Raw genomic sequence first — 21545 nt, 5'->3', positions numbered from 1 at the left:
TTCAGTTATCGCTTCAGCTGGTATTTTCTTACGGCCTTGTTGTGTTCAGCCAGGGTGTCGGAAAAATGGTGATAACCGTCGCCCTTGGCGACGAAGTAGAGGCTGTTGCCATCGGCCGGATGCAATACGGCGTGCAGTGCGTCCGCCCCCGGCATGCTGATGGGGGTCGGCGGCAGCCCTCTGTGGACGTAGGTATTGTAAGGAGTATCCTGGCGCAGATCACTACGCCTGATATTTCCGTTGAAGGTCTGTCCCATGCCATAGATAACCGTCGGGTCAGTCTGCAGTCGCATGCCTTTTTTGAGCCGACGGATGAACACGCCGGCGATCTCCGGACGCTCCTCCGCCTGCCCGGTCTCCTTTTCGACTATCGAGGCGATTATCAGCGCCTCATAGGGGCTCTTCAGCGGCAGATTCGGCGCCCGCGCCGCCCATTCACGCGCCAATAGCTGCTCCATGGCGCGATGGGCACGTTTCAGGAAGTCCAGATCGGTGGTACCCTTCGGGAAATGGTAGGTATCCGGCAGAAACCGGCCTTCCGGATGCATGGCGGAAAATCCCAGATTATCCATGATCTCCTCATCGGAGAGACCGGACAGCGTCTTTTTCAGGGCCTGATGCCCCTCCACAGCCACCAGGACCTGCTGAAAAGTCCACCCCTCCACCAGGGTGAGCGTGTGGTTCATGACCCGGCCCGAAACCAGCAGCGCCAGCAATGATTTCGGCGTCAACCCAGACGCGAGATGGTATTCACCCGCCTTGATGCGGCTGGCCTGACCGTCCAGCCGGGCCATTAACTGGAAATAGAGTGCGCTCTCCAGATAGCCCCGCTGCTCAAGATCCCTGGCAACGGCCGAGAGTGAACTGCCGGGCATCAGCACGTAGCTGACTCCTGCCTCGGGTAGCTGCATGGGATTGCTGCTGAAACTGTTGAGTGACATCATCACCCAGGCAAGGGCGAAGCTTCCGCCAAGAACGAGTATTCCAATCAGTCGATAAAACATCAGGACGATTTTACAGGATTAGCGTCTGGATAGTGAGGGAAAGAGTTCATCAGGCATGATTGAAACCCTGTTCCAGAACCGCCTCCAGCAATTTTTTCGGTATCGCATCTACCGAAAACTCCTGGCCGGAAAGTTCCCGGACCGGCCAGATGCCTATCAGCGAATTGGATACAAAGAGTCCGTCCGCGGTCCACAGGTCGTGCAGCGAAATGTCGGTGACGGTGATGGGGATATTCAGGTTCTGGGCGATCTCGATCACCAGGCCCTGCATGACGCCCGCAACACCGCAGCGACTCAAATCAGGGGTATAGATTCTTTCATCCTGAACGACAAACAGATTGGAACTGGTGCCTTCAATCACACAATCGGCGGTATCCATCATCAGCCCTTCCTGGACTGAAGGGTCATTCCACTCGGATCTGGCCAGAACCTGTTCCAGGCGATTGAGATGCTTCAATCCAGCCAGTGCCGGATTCCAACCAAGGCGGGTGGAGCAGAGACGGGCCACGATGCCGCGTTGGTAGACCTGCTCGGGGAAAACCGGATACTGACTCCAGCCGACGATACGGGTCGGTGTGTGATTCGGCTGCGGACGGTATCCCCGGCGTCCTGGTCCGCGGGTCATGATGATCTTTACGACACCCTGCGTCTCTTGACCGGTTTCGGCCATCACCTCTTGATACAGCTGGTCGGTGTCGGGTGGTTGGATACCCAATCGGGAGCAGCCGCTCGACAGTCTTTCCATGTGGCGTCGCCACAGGCAGGGGCGGCCATTTTTTATCGCGACGGTCTCGAACAGTCCATCGCCGAACTGCAATCCGCGGTCAGTTGCCGCAACCCGGGTCTCTTTTTCGCCATTGATTAACAAGCGTATTCCTCACGATTCGCTGGTCTGGGAGTACTGACAGAAAGATAGCCGGAAGCGGCCTTCATTAATAGTACCGACAATAAAAAAACGCCCGGGATCAGGCGTTTTTTTTGTCCAGGGATGGACTTATGCCGCGGAGGCCATGGATGGCCGGGCGCGGCGTCGGCTGACGTGCGACCCGGTTCAACAAGGATCAATCCGTCAGACGACGGAACACCAGTGTGCCGTTGGTGCCGCCGAAGCCGAAGGAGTTGGAGATGGCGACGTCAATTTTCATCTCCCGGGCGGTATTCGGCACGTAGTCAAGATCACATTCCGGATCCTGGTTTTCCAAATTGATGGTGGGCGGCGCGACCTGATCGCGAATGGCCAGAGCGGAGAAAACGGCCTCGACGCTACCGGCGGCGCCCAACATGTGGCCGGTCATGGATTTTGTCGAACTGACCGCCAGTTTATAGGCGTGATCTCCAAAGGCCCGCTTCACCGCGAGGGTCTCGGCAATGTCACCCGCCGGTGTCGAGGTGCCATGGGCGTTGATATAGTCGACCTGCTCCAGGTTGATGCCGCCGTCTTTCAATGCCAGCAGCATGCACTCGCTGGCGCCTTCACCGCCCACCGATGGCGCCGTCATGTGATAGGCATCCGAGTTCATGCCCACACCCACGATCTCGGCATAGATGTTGGCCCCGCGGGCTTTTGCCGCCTCATACTCTTCGAGCACCAGCACGCCGGCGCCATCGCTGAGCACGAATCCATCCCGGTCCCGGTCCCAGGGCCGGCTCGCCGCCTGGGGATCGTCATTACGGGTTGAGAGGGCGCGGGCGGCGGCAAAACCACCCAGGCCGACCGGCGAAGTCGCCATCTCCGCACCACCGGCCACCATGGCATCCACGTAGCCGTGACGGATCAGGCGGGTCGCCTCACCGATATTGTGTGTCCCGGTGCTGCAGGCGGATACGATCGAGTAGTTGGGGCCGCGCAGGCCGTACTTGATGGAGAGATTACCGGCCACCATGTTGATGATGTTGGCGGGCACGAAGAACGGAGAAATTTTTCTTGGACCACCATCAACATAGGCCTGGTAGCTGTTCTCGATTCCGGTGATGCCGCCGATACCGGCGCCAATCGCCACACCAATACGTGAGGCCGTCTCATCAGTAATTTCCAGTCCGGAGTCCTCAATCGCCTGTGAGCCGGCAGCTATGCCGTAATGGATGAACTTATCCATTTTCCTCACATCCTTCTTGGGTACGTACTGGGTCACGTCGAATCCGTAGATCGGACCGCCGAAATGGACGCTGAAAGGTTCAATATCGAAATGCGTGATCGGTTGAATACCGCTCTTGCCTGCGAGAATGCTCTCCCAGGCTTCTTTAACCGTGTGTCCAACCGGAGCCACCATGCCGAGCCCAGTTATAACAACCCTTCTTCCAGACATCTGAGACCTACCCCCTATTGGGATCTTTGGATAGCAAAAAGCCGCAACCAGTCGCTATAGACGGCTGTGCGGCCTTGTATTGAACGGGTGAGTGTGGATCAGCTGTGTGCGTTGATGTACTCAACTGCCAGCTTGACAGTGGTGATCTTCTCAGCGTCTTCATCTGGAATTTCAGTACCGAACTCTTCTTCCAGTTGCATGACCAGCTCAACTGTGTCAAGAGAGTCTGCACCCAGATCGTCCACAAAAGAGGCTTCCAGGGTCACCTCATCTTCTGATACACCCAGCTGTTCAACAACTATCTTCCTAACACGTTCTTCGACAGAGCTCATGTTCTTAAATTCCTCCGGTAAAAAAATATGGCCGGGTTGTCACACGACCGACGGGTATTGTATTCATCAAACCTCAAAAGTTCAAAGCAAATTGACCTTAAATCTCTTGTTTTTTAATGACAGAAAAAAATACTTTAATAACAACCCAATACATTCATTACTTAAAGCTTGAACGCATGGGGGATTATTAGGGTTTACCCCATATACATGCCGCCATTGACGTGTAATGTCTCACCGGTGATGTAATCCGCGGCAGATGAAGCAAGGAAAATAACGGCGTTGGCAATCTCTTTGGGCGCTCCCAGGCGCGCCAGGGGGATCTCGGATAGCAGTTTTTTATGTTGCTCTTCCGGGAGTTCCCGGGTCATATCGGTATCGATAAAACCGGGCGCCACGGCGTTGACGGTGATGCCGCGTGAGCCCACTTCCCGCGCCAGCGATTTGGTGAAACCGATCATCCCCGCCTTGGCCGCGGCATAATTGGTCTGGCCGGCATTTCCGGTAGACCCGACCACGGAGCCGATGCTGATGATGCGACCCTTGCGTGCCTTCATCATGGAACGGAGACAGGCCTTGGACAATCGATAGATTGAAGTGAGATTGGTATCCAGAATGCTGTCCCACTCCTCATCCTTCATTCGCATCAGCAGATTGTCCCGGGTGATCCCGGCGTTGTTGATCAGGATACTGGGTGCGCCATAGCCTTCTGCGATAGCCTTCAGCACCATATCAATGGAGGCGGGATCCGTCACATTCAGGACCATCCCCTGCCCTTTGATGCCGTCCGCCGCAAAGCGGGCCGTGATGGCGGCCGCACCGGATTCAGAAGTTGCCGTGCCAATCACCGTGGCGCCCTGTTCACCGAGTCCCGCAGCGATGGCCGCACCGATACCCCGGCTGGCCCCGGTTACAAGCGCAATTTCGTTTTCAAGCATCTCTATCTCCATGCAATTTATTCCGAATTAATCCCGCAGAGCACAAAGTTCGCAAAGGTGAAACCACAACTGCTGCCAATGGTGGACAGCCGAACAGCTTTTGCAGCGTCTGTTGTGAGGTATACGCCAACCTATTTTTGTTACCTTCGCGTCCTTGGCGGCGTTGCGGGTGACTCAAGCAAGCTATCAGGTTGGCTCGGTTAAAATCTTGCCAGTACCGAACCCCAGGTGAACCCGCCACCGAAGGCCTCCATCAGCAGGGTCTCGCCTTTTTTGATTCTGCCATCGCGCACGGCGACATCCAGTGCCAGCGGCACGGAGGCGGCGGAAGTATTGCCATGTTCATGGACCGTGACGACGACCTGCTCCATGGGCATGCGCAGTTTGCGTGCCGTGGCTTGGATAATGCGGATATTGGCCTGGTGCGGGATCAGCCAGTTCACATCCGATTTCCGCATGCCGTTTTTTTCCAGTGTTTCGTCGACGATCCGGCCCAGGGTGTTCACCGCCATCTTGAACACCTCGTTGCCTTTCATCTCGACAAAGGCGGCGTTTTGCCTGACCACGTCATAGCCTTTGGAAACGCCCTCCGGGACTTGCAGCAGATTGGCATAATCGCCATCCGCATGCAGGTGGGTGGAGAGGATGCCCGGCTCGTCACTCTTCTCGATGACCACCGCGCCGGCACCGTCACCGAACAGGATGCAGGTGCCGCGGTCCTGCCAGTTGAGAATACGTGAAAAGGTCTCGGCGCCGATTACCAGCGCGCAAGTGGCATTGCCCGTACGGATAAAGTTATCCGCCACGCCCAGGGCGTAAATAAAACCGGTACAGACGGCCTGCACGTCAAAGGCGGCACAACCGTGGATATCCAGCCGACTCTGCAGCAGACAGGCGGTGCTGGGGAATATCTGATCCGGCGTGGTGGTTGCGACCACGATCAGATCGATGTCCGAGATGGATTTTCCCGAGGCGGCGATGGCATTGCGCGCCGCATGTTCGGCCAGATCGCAGGTGGTTTCGCCATCGGCCGCAATATGCCGTTTATGTATCCCGGTGCGTTCCCTGATCCATTGGTCGGATGTGTCGACCATCTGCGCCAGGTCGTCATTGGTCAGTATCTTCTCCGGCAGATAACTGCCTGTTCCGATAATGCGGGAATAGGTCACACGCTTGCCCTTTTTTCAAGTTGACATTCGACCCCATGGGCTATGCGCTCCGGGACGTTGTTGTGGACTGCCTTCTTGGCCATTTGGATGGCATTCTCGAAAGCCAGTACATCGGCTCCGCCGTGACTCTTGATCACGATGCCGCGCAGACCCAGGAGACTGGCCCCGTTATACCGGCGCGGGTCGATCTTTTTGCGGAAGCCGTTGATGACCGGTATGGCCAGAAAGCCGGCCAGTTGGGTGAATATATTGCGTTTAAAGCCGCTTTTCAGGTAATAGGCTATCATTTTGGCGACGCCTTCCGCGCTTTTCAATGCAATGTTTCCGACAAACCCATCGGTCACCACCACATCGACTTCACCAGTATAGACACCGTCGCCCTCGATATATCCAATATAATTGAGTGAACTTTTACTCAACAGCTCATGCGCCCGCTTCACCTGGTCATTGCCCTTGATCTCTTCCTGGCCGATATTCAACAGCCCAATGCGTGGATTGGGGATATCCTCATCGACCGAGGCAACAAGTTCACTTCCCATCACGGCAAACTGAAACAGGTGATCGGAACTGCTCTCGACATTCGCCCCCAAGTCCAACACCCAGGTGTGTCCGGTCATTGAGGGCAGCGCGGTAATAATGGCGGGACGGTCCACATTGGGAAGCATCTTCAGAACGAAACGGGCGATCGCCATCAGGGCGCCGGTGTTACCGGCACTGACACAGGCGTGAGCCTGCCCCTCTTTGACCAGATTGATGGCGACACGCATGGAAGAATCTTTCTTCCCGCGCAGTGCCTTGGAGGGCAGTTCGTCCATGCCGATCTCTTCCGAGGCGGCCATGATGCGCAGCCGTGCATCCGGTTGCCGTCTCCCCAGATGTTCTCTTATCGCCGCTTCCTGTCCGACCAGGATCAGGTCGACATCCTGATCCCTCTTCAGAAAATCGAGGGCGGCGGGTACTACCACGGAAGGACCGAAATCCCCCCCCATCGCATCCAAGGCTATGCTTATCCGATCGCTCAACTACATCTCCTCGGGAGGTTAGGCACGGTGAGAGAGCAAACCCGTGGCCCGGGAACGGACTGCGGCTGCTTGTTCATTTCCGGTCCCCTGAACTGCTTTTGCGGACGCAAAAAAGCACAACCGTCCCAAAAGGACGGTTGTGATGAACCACTATCATACTGCCCACGGTGATGAGGGTTTATTCGCCCTTACCGCTGACGACCTTGCGGCCGCGGTAGAAACCGTCAGGAGACACGTGGTGGCGAAGATGGGTCTCACCAGAGGTTGGATCGATGGAGAGGGTTTCGCCCCGCAGTGCATCGTGCGAACGACGCATACCACGTTTGGAAGGAGTTTTTCTGTTCTGCTGGACCGCCATGGTTCAAGCTCCTGATTTACAATAAGCAATTAAATTTAAACTATTTATCAGACTTGAATCCGGCCAGTACGGCAAACGGATTCGGCTTGTCTGATGCATCATCTTCCTGTTCCTGATCCGCTGTCTCTCCATTGACCGGATTCGTACTATCAACTCCGCAGGCGTCAGGTTCATGTCTCGGCACCTGGGGGATAGCCAGTATCAGCTCGTCTTCCACCAGGTCCAACAGTCGCAATGTCTCCGCTTCGACCCAAACCGGATCGCAGGATTCCGGCAGACTCTCCGCCTCTTCCGGCACCTGGACGACAGCCAGGTCGAGTTCCGCCTTGACCGGGAAGACCATTGCGCCCAGGCAGCGTTGGCACTCCAGTACCAGATCAGCCTGAACCTGTCCTTTTATTCGCGCCCGTTTCCGGTTGTCCCGATAGAATTCCAGACTGAACTCGGCGATACCCACGGGATCCATGAGTGCCTCACTCAAACGGGGAAGTTCACTCAGTTCCACCGTCCCGGAAAACCCCGCTCCCTGGTTCGCTAGGCGCCGGGGATCTATGAATTCAGGAAGTCGCGACGACATAAGCGCGCAATGATATTACGGGACTCGGGAAACGTCAAAAAAATAACGTGCATTCACCCGCTTGGCGGCCGGTCAGCTTCCGACCACGGCCAGCAATACGCCGGCGGCGACCGCGGAGCCGATCACGCCCGCCACATTCGGTCCCATGGCATGCATGAGCAGGAAATTGTGGTGATTGCTCTCCAGGCCGACCTTGTTCACCACCCGCGCCGCCATCGGCACGGCGGATACCCCGGCGGCGCCGATCAGCGGATTCACCTTGCCACCACTGATCTTGCACATTACTTTCCCCATCAGCACCCCCGCGGCGGTACCGATACAGAAGGCCACCGCGCCCAGGGCCAGGATACCCAGGGTTTCGAGGGTGAGGAACTTGTCCGCCGACAGCTTCGAACCTACCGCCAGGCCAAGGAAGATGGTAACGATGTTGATAATCTCGTTCTGGGCTGCGCGGCTCAGCCGGTCCACCACCCCCACCTCCCTGAGGATATTGCCGAACATCAGCATGCCGATCAGGGGCGCGGCAGAGGGCAGGAACAGGATACACAGCAGCAAGACGGTGAAGGGAAACAGTATCTTCTCCAGCCGGCTGACGGGGCGTAGCTGGGACATGACGATATTCCGCTCTTTTTCCGTCGTGAGCAGGCGCATGATGGGGGGCTGAATGATCGGGACCAGCGCCATATAGGAGTAGGCCGCTACCGCGATGGCACCCAGCAGGTCCGGCGCCAGCCGAGAGGCCAGAAAGATGGCCGTCGGCCCGTCGGCACCACCGATGATGGCGATCGCCGAGGCATCCGCCAGGCTGAAGTTGAAGCCGGGGATCAGGTTCAGGGTTAACGCGCCGATGAGGGTGGCGAAGATGCCAAACTGGGCCGCGGCCCCCAGGAACAGCGTGCTGGGCATGGCGATCAGCGCGCCGAAATCGGTCAGGGCGCCCACCCCCATGAAGATCAGCAGGGGGAACACCCCGGTCTCAATGCCGATATGATAGATGTAGTACAGCAGCCCGCCCGCCTGGGCGATACCCGCCTCGGGAATATTGCTCAGGATGGCGCCGAAACCGATCGGCAGCAGCAGCAGCGGTTCAAACTTCCTGGCCACGGCAAGATAGATCAGCAGACAGCCGACCAGCATCATCAGCAGCTGGCCCCAGGTCATGTTGGCAATCCCCATGGATTGCCAGAGTGCTTCGGCGCCGTTCATGTCAGCTGAGGATCACAAGTGGATCACCCACCTGGACCGACTCCCCTTCCTTGGCGACGATGGATTCCACGGTGCCGCCGCGGTTCGCCCGCACCTCGGTCTCCATCTTCATGGCCTCCATGATGATGATAACGTCGCCCGCCTTGATGTACTGGCCCACAGTGACCTTGACCTTGAAGATATTGCCCGCCAGAGGGGCCGGCACCGCCTCTCCGGGGGTGGCCGGGGCAGCGGTCGGTTGTGTCTGTTGCACCACCTGCTGGATCTCGCCGCCCGCCGAAACGGTAACGCTGTAGGGTTTGCCATTGACCGTCACGGTATAGGATTCCGGGTCTGGCGCCGCCGGAGCAGCCGCGGCGGTGGCCGGAGCAGGCTTGGCTGAGGTGTCGCTTTGCGGTGCCGGCTCGAAGGCCTCCGCATTGCCGCGATTTTCCAGGAATTTCAGGCCGATCTGCGGGAACAGCGCATAGATCAACACGTCCTCGACCAGATTCTCGGCAACCTGGATCCCCTTCTCCTCGGCGAGGGACTGGAACTCTCCGGTCAGCCTGTCCATTTCCGGTTCCAACAAGTTGGCGGGGCGACAGTGGATCGGCTCCGCCCCCTCAAGCACCCTCGCCTGCAGTTCACTGTCGACAGGTGCCGGCGTGGCGCCGTACTCGCCCTTAAGGACCCCGGCGGTCTCTTTGGTAATGCATTTATAGCGCTCACCATTGAGCACGTTGAGCACCGACTGGGTACCGACGATCTGTGAGGTGGGGGTTACCAGGGGGATATAACCCAGATCTCTACGGACCTGGGGAATCTCTTCCAATACCGCATCCAGGCGGTCTGCGGCGCCCTGCTCCTTGAGCTGATTCTCCATATTGGTGAGCATGCCCCCGGGAACCTGGGCGACCAGGATACGGGAATCCACCCCCTTCAACGAGCCCTCGAAGCCGGCGTACTTCTTGCGGACTTCGCGGAAGTAAGCGGCAATCTCCTCCAGCAGATGAATATCCAGCCCGGTATCCCGATCGGTTTTGTCGAGGATGGAGACCACCGATTCGGTCGGCGAGTGTCCGTAGGTCATGCTCATGGAAGAGATCGAGGTGTCCACCATACTCACGCCGGCCTCGGCCGCCTTGACGATGGTGGCGGTACTCAATCCCGTGGTGGCGTGACAGTGCAGCGCGATCGGCAGATCGGTTGCATCGCGCATTTGGGTGATCAGATCAAAGGCGACATAAGGCTTCAGCAGCCCCGCCATGTCCTTAATACAGATGGAGTTGGCCCCCATCTCCTCCAGCCCCTTGGCCATGTCCAGCCAGTAGGCGGTGTTGTGGACCGGGCTCACTGTGTAGGAGATGGTACCCTGGGCGTGCTTGCCCACCTTAAGGGTCGCCTTGATGGCGGTTTCCAGGTTACGCAGGTCGTTCATGGCATCAAAGATGCGGAAGATGTCCACGCCGTTGGCCGCCGCACGCTCGACAAACCGCTCCACCACATCATCCGCATAATGCCGGTAGCCGAGTATATTCTGCGCCCTGAACAGCATCTGCTGCGGGGTGTTTGGCATCGCCTGCTTCAGCAGCCGCAGCCGTTCCCAGGGGTCCTCGCCCAGGAAACGGATACAGGAATCGAATGTGGCGCCACCCCAGGTCTCCAGCGACCAGAAGCCCACCTGGTCCAGTTTGGGCGCGATGGGCAGCATATCCTCAATCCGCAGTCGCGTGGCGAAGAGCGATTGATGGGCGTCGCGCAGAACGACGTCGGTTATGCCGAGCTTGGTGTTATTGGTCATAGGGTTTCGCTTAACTAGGCAGTGATGCGTAAAGGAGCAACCTTTCCGTATGGCGGTCGGGTTGCTGCTAGGATCTGTTTCGATACCGACTGATGGCTGCGGAGATCACCGCGACGATCTCCTCGCTCTCGTTGCCGGCTGTCGCAGATGCAGGTTGATGCCGCGGGTATCCGCGGGCACCGTCATCGGCGTAGGGTGCCGCCAGACGTGAAACTCCATTCATCGCCAGCACCAGGACAGTCAGGAAGAGAAACACACTCCCCATGCCCAGCAGCATGAGATTCACTCCTTCAACCAGCAGATCGGCAACGTGCATTTTGTCAGCCCCTTCGTCCCGCTTCTCTGTCCGTGGAGTTACAGAATGACGATTTAATATTAGCAGTGACTTAATTCGGGCTGCATTTCTAGGTGATACAGGGGCCGTTTGTCAAGTCTACGTGGAATATGTGGTTTTATAACCTGTTGATAATTAATGTGTATATCCTGAATGGATGTTATGTATTGATAAAACCAATGCTTTTTTTCAATGTATCTATGAGTTTTAAGAATGTCAAGACATTGCAATATGGCGGAAATATTGCGAATTTTTTTACACTGGTTTTCCGCACATTCCCTCCACTGTTCCGGGGTTGTTTGATAGTATGACCCGATTCGTTTCAACATCCAGCATACAGCAGACGGCAGCCAGGAAGCATGAACAGTATTACTCCCGTGGAGGGTTCGATATCGCCCCGGATCGTCCTCGGATCCACCTCCCCTTTCCGCCGCGCCCTGCTGGAGAAGCTCGGCCTCGTCTTTGAGGTTGATTCGCCCGAGATCGATGAGAGCCCGCTGGCTGATGAGACCCCGCAGCAACTGGTGACCCGTCTGGCCGGGGCCAAGGCGATGGCGGTGGCCAAACGGCATCCGCAGGCGCTGGTTATCGGCTCGGATCAGGTGGCCTGCATCGGACAACAGATCCTGGGCAAGCCGGGCACTCGTGACAACGCCCTCCGGCAGCTCGCCATGGCTTCGGGAAAACGCGTGACTTTTTACACCGGGCTCTGCCTGATCAACGGCACCACCGGTACGACACAGGTTGCCTGCGAACCCTTCCATGTCCATTTCCGGAACCTTGACCGGCAGCAGATCGAGCGTTATCTCGATGCGGAAACACCCTACAACTGCGCCGGCAGCTTCAAGTCGGAAGGATTGGGCATCGCCCTGTTTGAACGCATGGAGGGAGATGATCCGAATGCCCTTATCGGACTGCCGCTGATACGGCTGATCGCCTTCCTGGATGCCGAGGGGATCAAGGTCCCCTGAGCATGCCGTAATCACACCCTCTTATCGCTGGCAGCAGTTATGAACAGCCCTATACAGAGAAGCATCAGCAAGCAGCGACACGCCCTCGGCACACTGATCCGGCCTATCCTGGGGCGCATTGCCGGGGCCTGCGGCGCCGTCTGGCCCGATCGGGAGGCACTTGACGAGGTACTCGCGGCGCATGTCGCCGAGCTGCCCTACTGCGCCTATATCTATGCCCTGGGGACCGACGCGATCCAGTTGTCGGACAATATCAACGCCAGCGGCCGCCTTCCCGAGCATTTCGGACGCGACCGCTCCAGCCGCCCCTATCTCAACAGCGTCTACCCGGCGGTCGATTACAATCTCTCCGAGGCCTATATCAGCCTGCTTTCCGGCCGCCCCAGTATTACCGCCATACAACTGGTCAGGCGGGATGGGCGGGTGGTCGGGTTGCTCGGTGCCGACTTCGACCTGAGGGATCTGCCGCTGACCCAGCAGCTGTATGAGGAACCGGATCAATGGCGGCAGATGAAGGGGGACCCCTCGATCCGCGGGCTGCTGTTCCAGCAGACCCGGGTCAAGAGCGTGCTGGACAGCCATATCGATGAAGTCATGTCCATCATGGAGGAGCTGATCGCCCAGCGCGGTGTGTTTCACGGAAAGCTCCACTTCTCCAGCAGCCGGGCCACCCTGTGGCTGGTGGATGATCCCTATCGCTACCGCATCCTGGAGGTTGAGGACCTGATCGACCCGGATATCTGTCTGGCCTACCCGGTCCGTCCCTATTCATCCAGTGCTGTCTTGCCCCAGGACAGAATCAAACCGATCCTGGAGGGTTTCAAGAAATTGCGCCTGGCGGATGAGACGGTGTATCTGCGTTCCGGGTCCATCAATGTCTTTAACGGACTGGTCGGTCTCAATTTTTCCTGTGATGGTTCGCACTACATCCCCTGGAGTGAATTCCTCAATCCCGGCAGCGCCTTCTGGTCGGGTGACATCGGTTCGACCAATCGCCCGGCGGTGGATGCCTGATCCGGTGGGGTCAGGGATTCTCCCGGATCTCCCGCAACCGTTCCAGTATCTTTGTGGCGCGCTCTATGCGGGCGGCAACATCCTGCCGACCCATGTCCAGTTTTTCCGCCGACTCCCAAACGAAAACAGCCTGCTCGATCTGCTGATCACGGTAGAGCGCGTCACCATATACAATCAGTTTCGTCACCCGCTCATCGCGTAACCGGGTCACCTGTTCCAGCAACGCCCTGCCCTCGCCATCCTCCGGTACCAACTCAAGCAGCCGCTTCAGTGTGACAATGGAATCTGCGATGGCATCGTCGGCCAGTTGCGCCCGCGCCTGCTGCAGCAGGCGTTCACGCTGTTGTGCGGTGTCGCGTTTCTCCTGCACCGCCTGCTGTGTGCGTTCGGTGCGTTTTTGCGCGGCATGCGCCTGCTGGATCTTCCCCAGCAGATGCTTGCTCTCCCGGGTCGGCTTGATCTGTTCCGCCAGCGTGGTACAGGCCTCTGCCAGCGGTTGATCGAGGTGCAGCTGCACTGACCCGCAGGCGATCAACCCGGCCACTTTGGATTCCAGCAGGTTTTTCCAGAACAGCAGACGGGATTTGGTGATGTAGTTATTCGGATCGATCGCGGCCAGCTCCTCCAGATAGGGGATCTTCCGCTGCAGGGCGCGTGTCTCCTGGACCAGAATCCAGTCTTCCTTGTTGCGTTTTTGAATCTCCCAGTCACGTTTGATTTCCGATCGCAACTCGGCGATCTGAAGCGCCTCGGGATACTGTTTTATACCCTCATTCAGCAGCGCCAGCGCCTCATGCCACTGTTCCTGCTGGTGCAGGGCTCTGGCCTGGTTGATCAGCACCGACGGGGTTGCCGTCTTTGCCGCAGGGGGGGCTTTTGTTGAAATGGCGCTGCAGGCGGTGAGCAGAATCATGAATGGAAGAATCGATAAAATTCTCACGAAACCGCCTCCATCGGCAGTATTTTTTCCAGACTTTCCTGAAGCCGGGATTCGGCGATAAATGATTCGCTGTCGATGAGGTAAGTCGTGACTGACTGGCGGCGCCCCTTTACCTTGACGGTATCTTGCGGAATGGTTTTCACCAGAGACCCGATGCCCGGCTGTGCCAGGGTCGCTTTGGTTACCAGAATCTGCCCCGGGGTGCAGATGTCACAGATACGCGCCGTCAGGTTCACCGTATCACCCACCACCGTATATTGCATGCGCTCTACACTTCCCAGGTTCCCCGCCAGCATCTGCCCGCTGTTGATACCGATCTTGAACTGCACCAGCGGCAATCCCTGTTTTTCCCGCTGGTGATTGATACGGATGGCGATCTCCTGAATCAGCACACCGCAGGTGACGGCGTGCAGGCCATGCGACCCATCCGCTTCGGGCACGCCGAAGAGGATCATGATGCAGTCACCGATAAATTTATCCACCGTGCCGTTACAGCTGTCCGCGGCAATGGAAAAGTAGCTGAAATACTGATTCAGCAATCCCCCCACCTCCTGAGGTGACAGGTACTCCGACAATTCGGTAAAACCGACCACATCACAGAACAGGACGCTGCCCTCCTTGGTGATGCCGCCCAGTTCGCTGCCCTCAGGCCGGTTCAGTACCTGGTGCGCGATGGTGGGCGAAAGAAAACGTGAAAACGCCTGCTCCACCTCCCGCTTCTTCTCCATGCCATCGGCCATGCGTTGAAAGGCATCGAGCACCCGGCCAATCTCATCCTTGCGCCCGATGGTGATGGGGGTTCGGATGTCGCCACTGTCGATGGCCTCGCCCACCCTGACCAGCTGATAAATCGGTCGGCAGAGTCGATGAGACAGGGGAAAAGAGAGCAGCACGCCGATCAGTATCAGACTCATGGTGGTGGTGATGAGGGCGCCGGTCAGCGCGTTGAGCTGCTGTTTCAGTGGCCCCTGGTCGATGCTGACCACAGCGTAGCCGGTGGTGACATCCTTGAACTCGATACTGCTGAAAAACGAGACCGCATTGACATAAGGCGTACGCCAGGGCAACTGGCGTTTGCTATCGTCATGCTTCACCAGTGCCAGGATATCGCCAATCGGCGCGATGCCGGCACTCGCCTTGAGCACTCCGTTGAGATCAAACACCTGCATACCGATAATCAGGGCGTTCTTCTCCTGCTGACTGACCAGTACCTGGAGACTGAGATCGTCGCCAGCGAGTAGTGGTTCTCCGGCGGCAAAAGCCAACTGATCGACCACGACCCCGCCCAGAATATCATTCTGTTGGAGGTAGGTGGCGGTCTGTTGATTGATCAGAAACCAGCCGAGCGATCCCATCACCAGCGAAACGAAGCAGGCGATAACCACCGACCACTTTAGGGCAAGCGGCAGTGATGAGTTTTCAAGCCATCTGGTCAGGTTTTTCATTCTTGAGCGCCAGTGCGCGGTAAACCGGGGTTGAGCCAGCCGGGCAATATTAGCACGTCCGAGCAACCGAGATGGAGCCCCGTTTCCAGATACCCCTTGTTTTACTTCCGGTCGGCCAGCAGACCGATCAGATTGAACAGGCTGACAGTCAATTTGGCCGTGATCCCCCACAGCAGCTCGCCTTCATAACGCTGGAAATGAATCACCTGTACGCCGGCATCGCCCTTTCTCAATGTTCGCCAGCTCACCTGATGATTGGCCGGGTCCGCCAGCCAGGCGACCGGAATACTGAAAACCCGACTAACCTCACGGCTGTCCGGCACCAGAGGCACCGGCCAGTTGATCTCCGCCACCACCGGTGTCACCAGGTAATTGCTAATCGTGCGATAGGATTTCAAATTTCCCAGTATGGAGACATGGGCCGGATCCAGCCCGATCTCTTCCTGGGCCTCGCGCAGGGCGGCAGCGTGGGCATCCCGGTCGATCGCGTCCAGCTTCCCCCCCGGGAAGGCCACCTGCCCGCTGTGGCGGTCCCGCTCGTGTTCGGCACGCCGGATATAGAGCACCCGCCATCCATCGATATCCCTGAATAGCGGAATCAATACCGAGGCCGGTTCGGGCGGCGCGTTGAAGTAGCCGTCCGGATACTCTACTGGCTCGGGGAGTTGGTGCCCTTTGTCGGCAAGTATCCTGGAGATACTCGTGCAATCCAACTCGAACTGACTCATGCCGAATGATCCATCGCCGCCACTATCCCACCTAACAGTTTAACCCCCTTCTCGATTTTTGCCGTAGGACAATCAGCATAATTCAAACGGATGTGGTGGTTATATTTGCCGGTACTGGAGAACAGTTCTCCCGGTGCCACGCCGACACCCTGTTCCATCGCGGCCGTGGTCAGCGCCATGGAGTTGACCGTCTCCGGCAGCTCGACCCAGAGCAGGTATCCCCCCTGGGGATTGGAAACACGGGTGCCTTCGGGAAAATAGCGGGTAATCCACTCCAGCAGGTAATCCCGCCCTCTTTGGTACACCGCCCGAACCTTCTTCAGGTGGCGGTCATATCCGCCCCGGGAGATGAAGTCGGCCACTGCCAGTTGTGGCAGGGTGGCCGAGCTCATGCTAGAGATGTATTTCATGTGCATGACGCGGCTGGCGTAGCGCCCCGGCGCCACCCAGCCCACCCGCAGGCCCGGGGCCAGGGTCTTGGAGAAGGAGGAGCAGAGAATGACCCGGCCCGCTTTGTCGAACGATTTCAGGGTCCGCGGCCGTGGGGTTTCATAGCCCAGATCGCCATAGATATCATCTTCGATGAGCGGAATATCGAAGTGCGCCAGCAGCTCGACCAGCTTGGCCTTGCGATCATCCGGCATGGTGTATCCCAGCGGATTGTTGAAGGTGGGGGTGATGAGGCACGCCTTCACCGGCCACTGTTCCAGCGCCAGTTCCATCGCCTCCAGACTGATGCCCTGCTCCGGATGGGTTGGCAGTTCCAGCACTTTCAGGCCACACGCCTCAATCGCCTGCAGCGAACCATAAAAGCTCGGGGAATCGACAATCACAGTATCCCCCGGCTGGGTCAGTGCCCGCAGACTGCTGGCCAGCGCCTCCTGGCAACCCGAGGTGATGATCACCTCATCGGCGGAGAGATTACAGCCGGAGTCCACGGCAAGGCGGGTGATCTGCTTGCGCAGCTCATCACAGCCGAAAATATAGTCATAGGAGAGTCCTCTCAGCTCGCCGCGCCGCGTCAGGGCGGCGAGTGATCGCTGCAGCGGTTTCAGGGTGCCGAGCGAGAGATTGGGTACCGCCCGCCCTAGATAGAGCGCATCGGCGGTTTCCGTCTGGTAGAGCACATGGAACACCTTGGCCCAGGTGCTGGTCTCCTTGGGGCGTGCCGAGTAGGCCTGGGTCACCGGCAGATCGAGCAGGCGCTGCTGTTGCTGGGTTACGAAATGCCCCGACTTTGGCCGTACCTCGGTGATGCCCCGCTGTTCCAGCAGAAGATAGGCCTCCTGCACGGTGGAGATGCTCACACCCAACTGCCCGCTCAGATGGCGCACCGAGGGCAGCCGATCTCCCGTTTTATAGATTCCGCGGGCAATCTGTTCACTCAGCGTTTGCGCTACCTGTTCATATTTTTTCATATTAACCAGTACAGATGAGACCATTTGACGCCTTACAGATGGGTAAAACAGAAAACTGTAATGCTATAGATAATAGTATTGTGGATCTGTAATGGTTACAGAATAACGCATAAACTGTTTCTCATCAAACCACCAGGGGGGCAGTTCAATGGAAATCACCTTACGCAAGCTTATGGTTCAGCGGCAGACCAGCCGCCCCCGCTACCGGTGGAGTGAACTGATCACCCTCTGGTACCAGCGGCAACGGCAGCGCCGCGCACTGCTGCAGTTGAATGATCGCATGCTGAGCGATATCGGCATCAGTCGTTGCGATGCCGAACAGGAGGCGACCAAGCCCTTCTGGAAGGCGTGAGGCATTGCCGCCCGCCAACGGCGGGCGGTCCGACAACTGCCTCTTAGGGCGATCGGGTTACTGCTGTTTTGAAGTAACTACTCACGGGGTGATTGCCCTGCCCTGCCGGCCTCACACGATGGCTTGTTTCCTCTAATCCAGCCCCTTTTTCAGCGCCTGCCCAAACTCGCTTCGCTCAAACAAGGGCAGGCTTGAATCTGAAAAAGGGGCTGGATTCGAGGCGCCACCGAGATCGGCCAACAAGGCAGGCCAATCACTTACAGACCGGGTGATCAGTTACATTTTGAGACGGTGATCTGCATACCCTGCATGCGCAGGGCGACCATGACCGCCCGGGCCTGGGCTTGGTCAAGCTGTACCCGTTTCAGGCTTTTGAAGATGTTCAGCTGGTCCAGATAGAGCTGTTCGATCTGCGGTTCGCAGCCCAGGCCGCGCAGGACCAAGCCGATTGTTTCCGCCACCTGCATATAGCTGGAGTCGACAAAGTAGATGGCATTGCGTTCGGGGGCGTAGTGAACGCGATCCAGGCAGAGATTGAAGAAAATATTCGCCTCCCCCTCCGAGGCCGGCGAGCTCACCTTGCGGTGGCTTTTGCAGAGGGTCTTGGCGCAATTGGAGTCAACGGGGCCGATCATGGGATTTTTACTGGCTGTCTCTGGTGTTTGGGTGTGATTCCACACACCCGATAGTACGCCGGACCAGCGGACAGTGGCAACAGAAACGACGCCGGTGCCACGCCGGTAATCGCCTGAACACGCGACTGCTTGTGAGAGAGGATCTGACTACTCGCTTGCCGGGACGCCGCAGACCCATTGCATCCTCGGCTCCGTAAATGGTACATCCCTGTACCACGCCGCCTGGGGGCTTGCCGCCCCACCGGGCGGCAAGGGGCGCTCAGCGAATGGCCGGGTCGATCCCCAGGCCGGCACGACTGGAGACAAACGCGGCCGCGCCGGCGCCGATACGTCTGGCGAATCGTTCCAGCAAGTCCTCGGAGCGGGTATAATCGACCATGTTCTCGGCGCCTATCAGTTCACGCGCCACATAACTGCTGCTGCCCAGGCCATCGGCGAGGCCCAGTTTGATGCTCTCCTCTCCGGACCAGAAGAGTCCACTGAAGATATCGTCCTGCTCCTTCAGCCTTTCCCCACGGCCATCCTTTACCGCCTGAATAAACTGCCGGTGCACCTGATCCAGCATCTCCTGTACATGCTGTTTCTCTTCGGATTTCAGGGGGGAGAAGGGGTCGAGTATGCCTTTATGCTCACCGGCGGTCAGCAGCCGGCGCTCGACACCCAGCTTCTCCATCCCGCGTTCGAATCCGAAGGTGCTCATCAGTACACCGATCGAGCCGACGATACTGGCCTTGTCCACATAGATTTCGTCAGCCGCCACCGCGATATAGTAGCCACCCGAGGCGGCCATATCGGTAACGACCGCGTACACGGGTATTTTCGGGTGTTTCGCTTTGAGTCGCTTGATCTCGTCATTGATGTAGCCCGCCTGCACCGCACTGCCGCCCGGGCTGTTGATACGCAGAACCACCCCCTTGGTTTTCTTGTCCTTGTAGGCGGAGCGCAGGGCGGTCACCACGTTATCGGCACTGGCGTCGCTATCATCCGCAATCACGCCGTTTATTTCGACCAACGCCGTGTGCTCCTTGGCCGTCGTCATGGCGTCTCCGGTGAGCGAGTCCGGCAGCCAGAGCAGCAGCAGAATCACCAGATAGGCAAAGGTCAGCAGTTTAAAGAATATCCCCCAGCGCCGGGAGCGGCGCTGCTCAATGATGGAGGCCATGGCCAGTTTTTCCAGCAACTCGCGTTCCCAGCCATCCTTGCGTTTCACCCGCTCTTGTTCCAGATCGTCCATCTCTCTCGCTCTGTTATTGATTAGTCAGTTTTTTGTTATAGCCCGCGACTGCAGGAATAATCCAGCGCTGTGCGATGGCTCGCGTCCCGGGTCACTGATTCAGCCAGTCGGCCAATTCCCCTATATCGTCCAGGCAACCCAGCGGGTTGAAGCGGTTGAGACGATCCACCGTATGCACCCCGTAGCTCACCGCCAGTCCCTGAGTGCCGGCGTTGATGGCCATCTGCAGATCGTATTCGGTATCGCCGATCATCAGGGTATCCGCCGGCTCCACGCCCAGTTCATCCATGATCTGCAGCAACATTTCCGGGTGCGGCTTGGAAAAGGTCTCGTCGGCGCATCGGGTGGCATGGAACAACGGCCCCAGGCCGGTCTCATCCAACACCTTGTTCAGGCCCGGTCGCCCCTTCCCCGTGGCGACCGCCAGCAGATACTCCTGTTCCGCCAGCCGATTAAGCACCTCCATGGCGCGGGGAAAAAGCAGCGAGGGTGTGCTGTCCTCATTCAGGAAATAGTGGCGATAGCAATCGATGAAGCGCTCCTTGAATGGCTCGCTGGAGCCGGGGAACAGCATCTCCAGCGCCTCTTTCAGCCCCAACCCAATGATGTTCCTGATCTGCTCGTCAGGCGGGGTTTCGATCGCCATATCCCGGGTGGCGGCGCGGACACAGGAGACGATTCGCGCCTCCGAATCCATCAATGTGCCGTCCCAGTCAAATACCAGGAGTTTGAAGTTACGTGTCATGGGTTGTCCGGTACCACTTCAGTTCATGCACTCTTTGCCCGAAGCCGCTGCAACAGCTCCTCCAGCGCCGGTTCAAGCGGCGCCCTGAATACCTGATCCCGTTTCTCGTCGGGCCAGCGAAATTTCAATGTTTCGGCGTGCAGGAACAGGCGCTTCAGGCCCGCGGCCTTCATCTCCCGGTTGGCGCCGGCATCACCATATTTTTCATCACCCAGTATCGGCGTTCCCAGATGGGCCGCGTGAACCCTGATCTGATGGGTACGCCCGGTCATCAGCCTGGCCTCCACCAGCATTAGTTCGGTCATCCGTTCCATGACACTGAACCGGGTGACGGATTCCTTGCCGCGCGGATCGACCATCACCATCCGCTCCCCCCCCTGCAGGGTGTTCTTCAGGAGTGGTGCGTCAACCTCGATACGATCGCGCCCCCAGTGTCCCCGCACGAGCGCAATGTAACGCTTATCGATTCCATTGGAGCGCATAAGTTCATGCAGTGTTCGCAAGGCACTTCTGCGCTTTGCAATCAGCAGGCACCCCGATGTCTCGCGATCCAGTCGATGCACCAGTTCAAGCTCGCGCTCTTCGGGGCGCAGTTGGCGCAGTGCCTCGATGGCGCCAAAACTGAGGCCGCTGCCGCCATGCACGGCAACCCCTGACGGCTTATTCAGTACCAACAATCGCTTATCTTCGAAGATTATCGCCTTTTCGAGCCGATCCAGTTGGCGGCTGTCCACCCTCTCCTGGGTATCCCTTTCGGCCATGCGGACCGGGGGGATACGCACCTGATCACCTGTCCGCAGGCGATAATTCGCCTTGATGCGACCCTTGTTGACGCGCACTTCGCCGCGCCGCAGTATCCTGTAGACCAGGCTCCGGGGAACCCCCTTGAGATAGTTAATAAGGAAGTTGTCAATACGCTGCCCGTCATAACCCGATTCTATATTCAGGGTATGTACGGCACTGCTGATCGGCTGGGAGTAGGACATCGGGCGTATGATACCAGTTTCGGAAACGACACCAAGTAGTTGTTCAAGTAG

The 21545-nt window shown here is 57.9% G+C and carries 23 protein-coding genes; 3 read left to right on the top strand and 20 right to left on the bottom strand.

Translation table 11 applies throughout. From position 1 onward, the window contains the following. Nucleotides 1-5 precede the first annotated feature (5 nt). From mltG to NPX02_RS12100, 12 genes are all read right to left on the bottom strand, one after another. On the bottom strand, nt 6-1004 hold the full coding sequence (gene mltG / locus NPX02_RS12155; RefSeq protein ID WP_260293868.1) for an endolytic transglycosylase MltG: 999 nt from the start codon (nt 1002-1004) through the stop codon (nt 6-8). 49 nt (nt 1005-1053) lie between these two features. Next, on the bottom strand, nt 1054-1872 hold the full coding sequence (gene pabC, locus NPX02_RS12150; protein WP_260293866.1) for an aminodeoxychorismate lyase: 819 nt from the start codon (nt 1870-1872) through the stop codon (nt 1054-1056). A gap of 193 nt (nt 1873-2065) precedes the next feature. Continuing rightward, complete coding sequence (fabF, locus tag NPX02_RS12145) at nt 2066-3310, bottom strand: beta-ketoacyl-ACP synthase II (protein WP_260293865.1); 1245 nt, start codon at nt 3308-3310, stop codon at nt 2066-2068. Between the two features lie 98 nt (nt 3311-3408). After that, nucleotides 3409-3642 carry an acyl carrier protein gene (gene acpP, locus NPX02_RS12140; protein WP_029134634.1) on the bottom strand — a complete coding sequence of 78 codons (234 nt, stop codon included), beginning with the start codon at nt 3640-3642 and terminating at the stop codon, nt 3409-3411. A gap of 194 nt (nt 3643-3836) precedes the next feature. Continuing rightward, nucleotides 3837-4577, bottom strand: coding sequence for a 3-oxoacyl-ACP reductase FabG (fabG, locus tag NPX02_RS12135; protein ID WP_260293864.1), 741 nt, complete (start codon nt 4575-4577; stop codon nt 3837-3839). A gap of 200 nt (nt 4578-4777) precedes the next feature. Next, nucleotides 4778-5746: a beta-ketoacyl-ACP synthase III gene (locus NPX02_RS12130; RefSeq protein WP_260293863.1), complete on the bottom strand. Its 969-nt coding sequence runs from the start codon at nt 5744-5746 to the stop codon at nt 4778-4780. Beyond that, nucleotides 5743-6768 carry a phosphate acyltransferase PlsX gene (gene plsX / locus NPX02_RS12125; protein WP_260293862.1) on the bottom strand — a complete coding sequence of 342 codons (1026 nt, stop codon included), beginning with the start codon at nt 6766-6768 and terminating at the stop codon, nt 5743-5745. Before plsX ends, NPX02_RS12130 begins: the two co-directional genes overlap by 4 nt. Nucleotides 6769-6946: 178 nt before the next feature. Then, nucleotides 6947-7126 (bottom strand): 50S ribosomal protein L32, encoded by a 180-nt coding sequence (rpmF, locus tag NPX02_RS12120; RefSeq protein WP_260293861.1) that lies wholly within the window; start codon nt 7124-7126, stop codon nt 6947-6949. Nucleotides 7127-7166: 40 nt separating this feature from the next. After that, nucleotides 7167-7607 (bottom strand): YceD family protein, encoded by a 441-nt coding sequence (locus NPX02_RS12115; protein ID WP_260293860.1) that lies wholly within the window; start codon nt 7605-7607, stop codon nt 7167-7169. Between the two features lie 168 nt (nt 7608-7775). Then, nucleotides 7776-8909 carry a sodium ion-translocating decarboxylase subunit beta gene (locus tag NPX02_RS12110; RefSeq protein WP_260293859.1) on the bottom strand — a complete coding sequence of 378 codons (1134 nt, stop codon included), beginning with the start codon at nt 8907-8909 and terminating at the stop codon, nt 7776-7778. Nucleotide 8910: 1 nt separating this feature from the next. Beyond that, complete coding sequence (gene oadA, locus NPX02_RS12105; RefSeq protein ID WP_260293858.1) at nt 8911-10692, bottom strand: sodium-extruding oxaloacetate decarboxylase subunit alpha; 1782 nt, start codon at nt 10690-10692, stop codon at nt 8911-8913. Nucleotides 10693-10759: 67 nt separating this feature from the next. After that, nucleotides 10760-11008: an OadG family protein gene (locus tag NPX02_RS12100; RefSeq protein WP_260293857.1), complete on the bottom strand. Its 249-nt coding sequence runs from the start codon at nt 11006-11008 to the stop codon at nt 10760-10762. A gap of 377 nt (nt 11009-11385) precedes the next feature. Between NPX02_RS12100 and NPX02_RS12095 the strand changes: the two genes are divergently transcribed. After that, nucleotides 11386-11997, top strand: coding sequence for a Maf family protein (locus tag NPX02_RS12095; RefSeq protein WP_260293856.1), 612 nt, complete (start codon nt 11386-11388; stop codon nt 11995-11997). 39 nt (nt 11998-12036) lie between these two features. Beyond that, nucleotides 12037-13011: a PDC sensor domain-containing protein gene (locus NPX02_RS12090; protein WP_260293854.1), complete on the top strand. Its 975-nt coding sequence runs from the start codon at nt 12037-12039 to the stop codon at nt 13009-13011. A 10-nt stretch (nt 13012-13021) separates the two neighbouring features. Here NPX02_RS12090 and NPX02_RS12085 read toward each other — a convergent pair whose 3' ends face one another. From NPX02_RS12085 to NPX02_RS12070, 4 genes are all read right to left on the bottom strand, one after another. Next, on the bottom strand, nt 13022-13951 hold the full coding sequence (locus NPX02_RS12085) for an outer membrane protein assembly factor BamD (protein WP_260293853.1): 930 nt from the start codon (nt 13949-13951) through the stop codon (nt 13022-13024). Then, nucleotides 13948-15396, bottom strand: coding sequence for an adenylate/guanylate cyclase domain-containing protein (locus NPX02_RS12080; RefSeq protein ID WP_260293852.1), 1449 nt, complete (start codon nt 15394-15396; stop codon nt 13948-13950). The genes NPX02_RS12085 and NPX02_RS12080 overlap by 4 nt, the downstream gene beginning before the upstream one ends. Nucleotides 15397-15497: 101 nt before the next feature. Then, nucleotides 15498-16124, bottom strand: coding sequence for an NUDIX hydrolase (locus NPX02_RS12075; RefSeq protein WP_260293851.1), 627 nt, complete (start codon nt 16122-16124; stop codon nt 15498-15500). After that, the gene (locus tag NPX02_RS12070) at nt 16121-17542 is read right to left on the bottom strand and encodes an aminotransferase-like domain-containing protein (RefSeq protein ID WP_260293850.1); all 1422 of its coding nucleotides are present in this window, start codon (nt 17540-17542) and stop codon (nt 16121-16123) included. Before NPX02_RS12070 ends, NPX02_RS12075 begins: the two co-directional genes overlap by 4 nt. A 148-nt stretch (nt 17543-17690) precedes the next feature. Between NPX02_RS12070 and NPX02_RS12065 the strand changes: the two genes are divergently transcribed. Then, on the top strand, nt 17691-17894 hold the full coding sequence (locus NPX02_RS12065; protein ID WP_260293849.1) for a DUF1127 domain-containing protein: 204 nt from the start codon (nt 17691-17693) through the stop codon (nt 17892-17894). A 272-nt stretch (nt 17895-18166) separates the two neighbouring features. Here NPX02_RS12065 and NPX02_RS12060 read toward each other — a convergent pair whose 3' ends face one another. The 4 genes from NPX02_RS12060 to rluC form a co-directional block, all read right to left on the bottom strand. Beyond that, complete coding sequence (locus tag NPX02_RS12060) at nt 18167-18529, bottom strand: hypothetical protein (protein ID WP_260293848.1); 363 nt, start codon at nt 18527-18529, stop codon at nt 18167-18169. Nucleotides 18530-18788: 259 nt separating this feature from the next. Continuing rightward, a complete protein-coding gene (gene sppA / locus NPX02_RS12055; RefSeq protein ID WP_260293847.1) occupies nt 18789-19763 on the bottom strand; it encodes a signal peptide peptidase SppA in 975 nt (324 codons plus the stop codon). Nucleotides 19764-19854: 91 nt separating this feature from the next. Beyond that, nucleotides 19855-20508 carry an HAD-IA family hydrolase gene (locus NPX02_RS12050; RefSeq protein ID WP_260293845.1) on the bottom strand — a complete coding sequence of 218 codons (654 nt, stop codon included), beginning with the start codon at nt 20506-20508 and terminating at the stop codon, nt 19855-19857. 23 nt (nt 20509-20531) lie between these two features. Then, the coding region (rluC, locus tag NPX02_RS12045; RefSeq protein ID WP_335342557.1) for a 23S rRNA pseudouridine(955/2504/2580) synthase RluC at nt 20532-21545 on the bottom strand (1014 nt) is incomplete at its 5' end.

Source organism: Sedimenticola hydrogenitrophicus (assembly GCF_025175675.1).
GTDB classification, from domain to species: domain Bacteria; phylum Pseudomonadota; class Gammaproteobacteria; order Chromatiales; family Chromatiaceae; genus Sedimenticola; species Sedimenticola hydrogenitrophicus.
The sequence above is the reverse complement of the archived record's forward strand: the minus strand, read 5'-3'. Positions and strand labels throughout refer to the sequence as shown.

Coding starts and splice junctions, on each gene's coding strand:
- mltG (WP_260293868.1), bottom strand. CDS start 1,004: ATGTTTTATCGACTGATTGGAATACTCGTTCTTGGCGGAAGCTTCGCC.
- fabF (WP_260293865.1), bottom strand. CDS start 3,310: ATGTCTGGAAGAAGGGTTGTTATAACTGGGCTCGGCATGGTGGCTCCG.
- acpP (WP_029134634.1), bottom strand. CDS start 3,642: ATGAGCTCTGTCGAAGAACGTGTTAGGAAGATAGTTGTTGAACAGCTG.
- fabG (WP_260293864.1), bottom strand. CDS start 4,577: ATGCTTGAAAACGAAATTGCGCTTGTAACCGGGGCCAGCCGGGGTATC.
- rpmF (WP_260293861.1), bottom strand. CDS start 7,126: ATGGCGGTCCAGCAGAACAGAAAAACTCCTTCCAAACGTGGTATGCGT.
- NPX02_RS12110 (WP_260293859.1), bottom strand. CDS start 8,909: ATGAACGGCGCCGAAGCACTCTGGCAATCCATGGGGATTGCCAACATG.
- oadA (WP_260293858.1), bottom strand. CDS start 10,692: ATGACCAATAACACCAAGCTCGGCATAACCGACGTCGTTCTGCGCGAC.
- NPX02_RS12100 (WP_260293857.1), bottom strand. CDS start 11,008: ATGCACGTTGCCGATCTGCTGGTTGAAGGAGTGAATCTCATGCTGCTG.
- NPX02_RS12095 (WP_260293856.1), top strand. CDS start 11,386: ATGAACAGTATTACTCCCGTGGAGGGTTCGATATCGCCCCGGATCGTC.
- NPX02_RS12090 (WP_260293854.1), top strand. CDS start 12,037: ATGAACAGCCCTATACAGAGAAGCATCAGCAAGCAGCGACACGCCCTC.
- NPX02_RS12080 (WP_260293852.1), bottom strand. CDS start 15,396: ATGAAAAACCTGACCAGATGGCTTGAAAACTCATCACTGCCGCTTGCC.
- NPX02_RS12075 (WP_260293851.1), bottom strand. CDS start 16,124: ATGAGTCAGTTCGAGTTGGATTGCACGAGTATCTCCAGGATACTTGCC.
- NPX02_RS12070 (WP_260293850.1), bottom strand. CDS start 17,542: ATGAAAAAATATGAACAGGTAGCGCAAACGCTGAGTGAACAGATTGCC.
- NPX02_RS12065 (WP_260293849.1), top strand. CDS start 17,691: ATGGAAATCACCTTACGCAAGCTTATGGTTCAGCGGCAGACCAGCCGC.
- NPX02_RS12060 (WP_260293848.1), bottom strand. CDS start 18,529: ATGATCGGCCCCGTTGACTCCAATTGCGCCAAGACCCTCTGCAAAAGC.
- sppA (WP_260293847.1), bottom strand. CDS start 19,763: ATGGACGATCTGGAACAAGAGCGGGTGAAACGCAAGGATGGCTGGGAA.
- NPX02_RS12050 (WP_260293845.1), bottom strand. CDS start 20,508: ATGACACGTAACTTCAAACTCCTGGTATTTGACTGGGACGGCACATTG.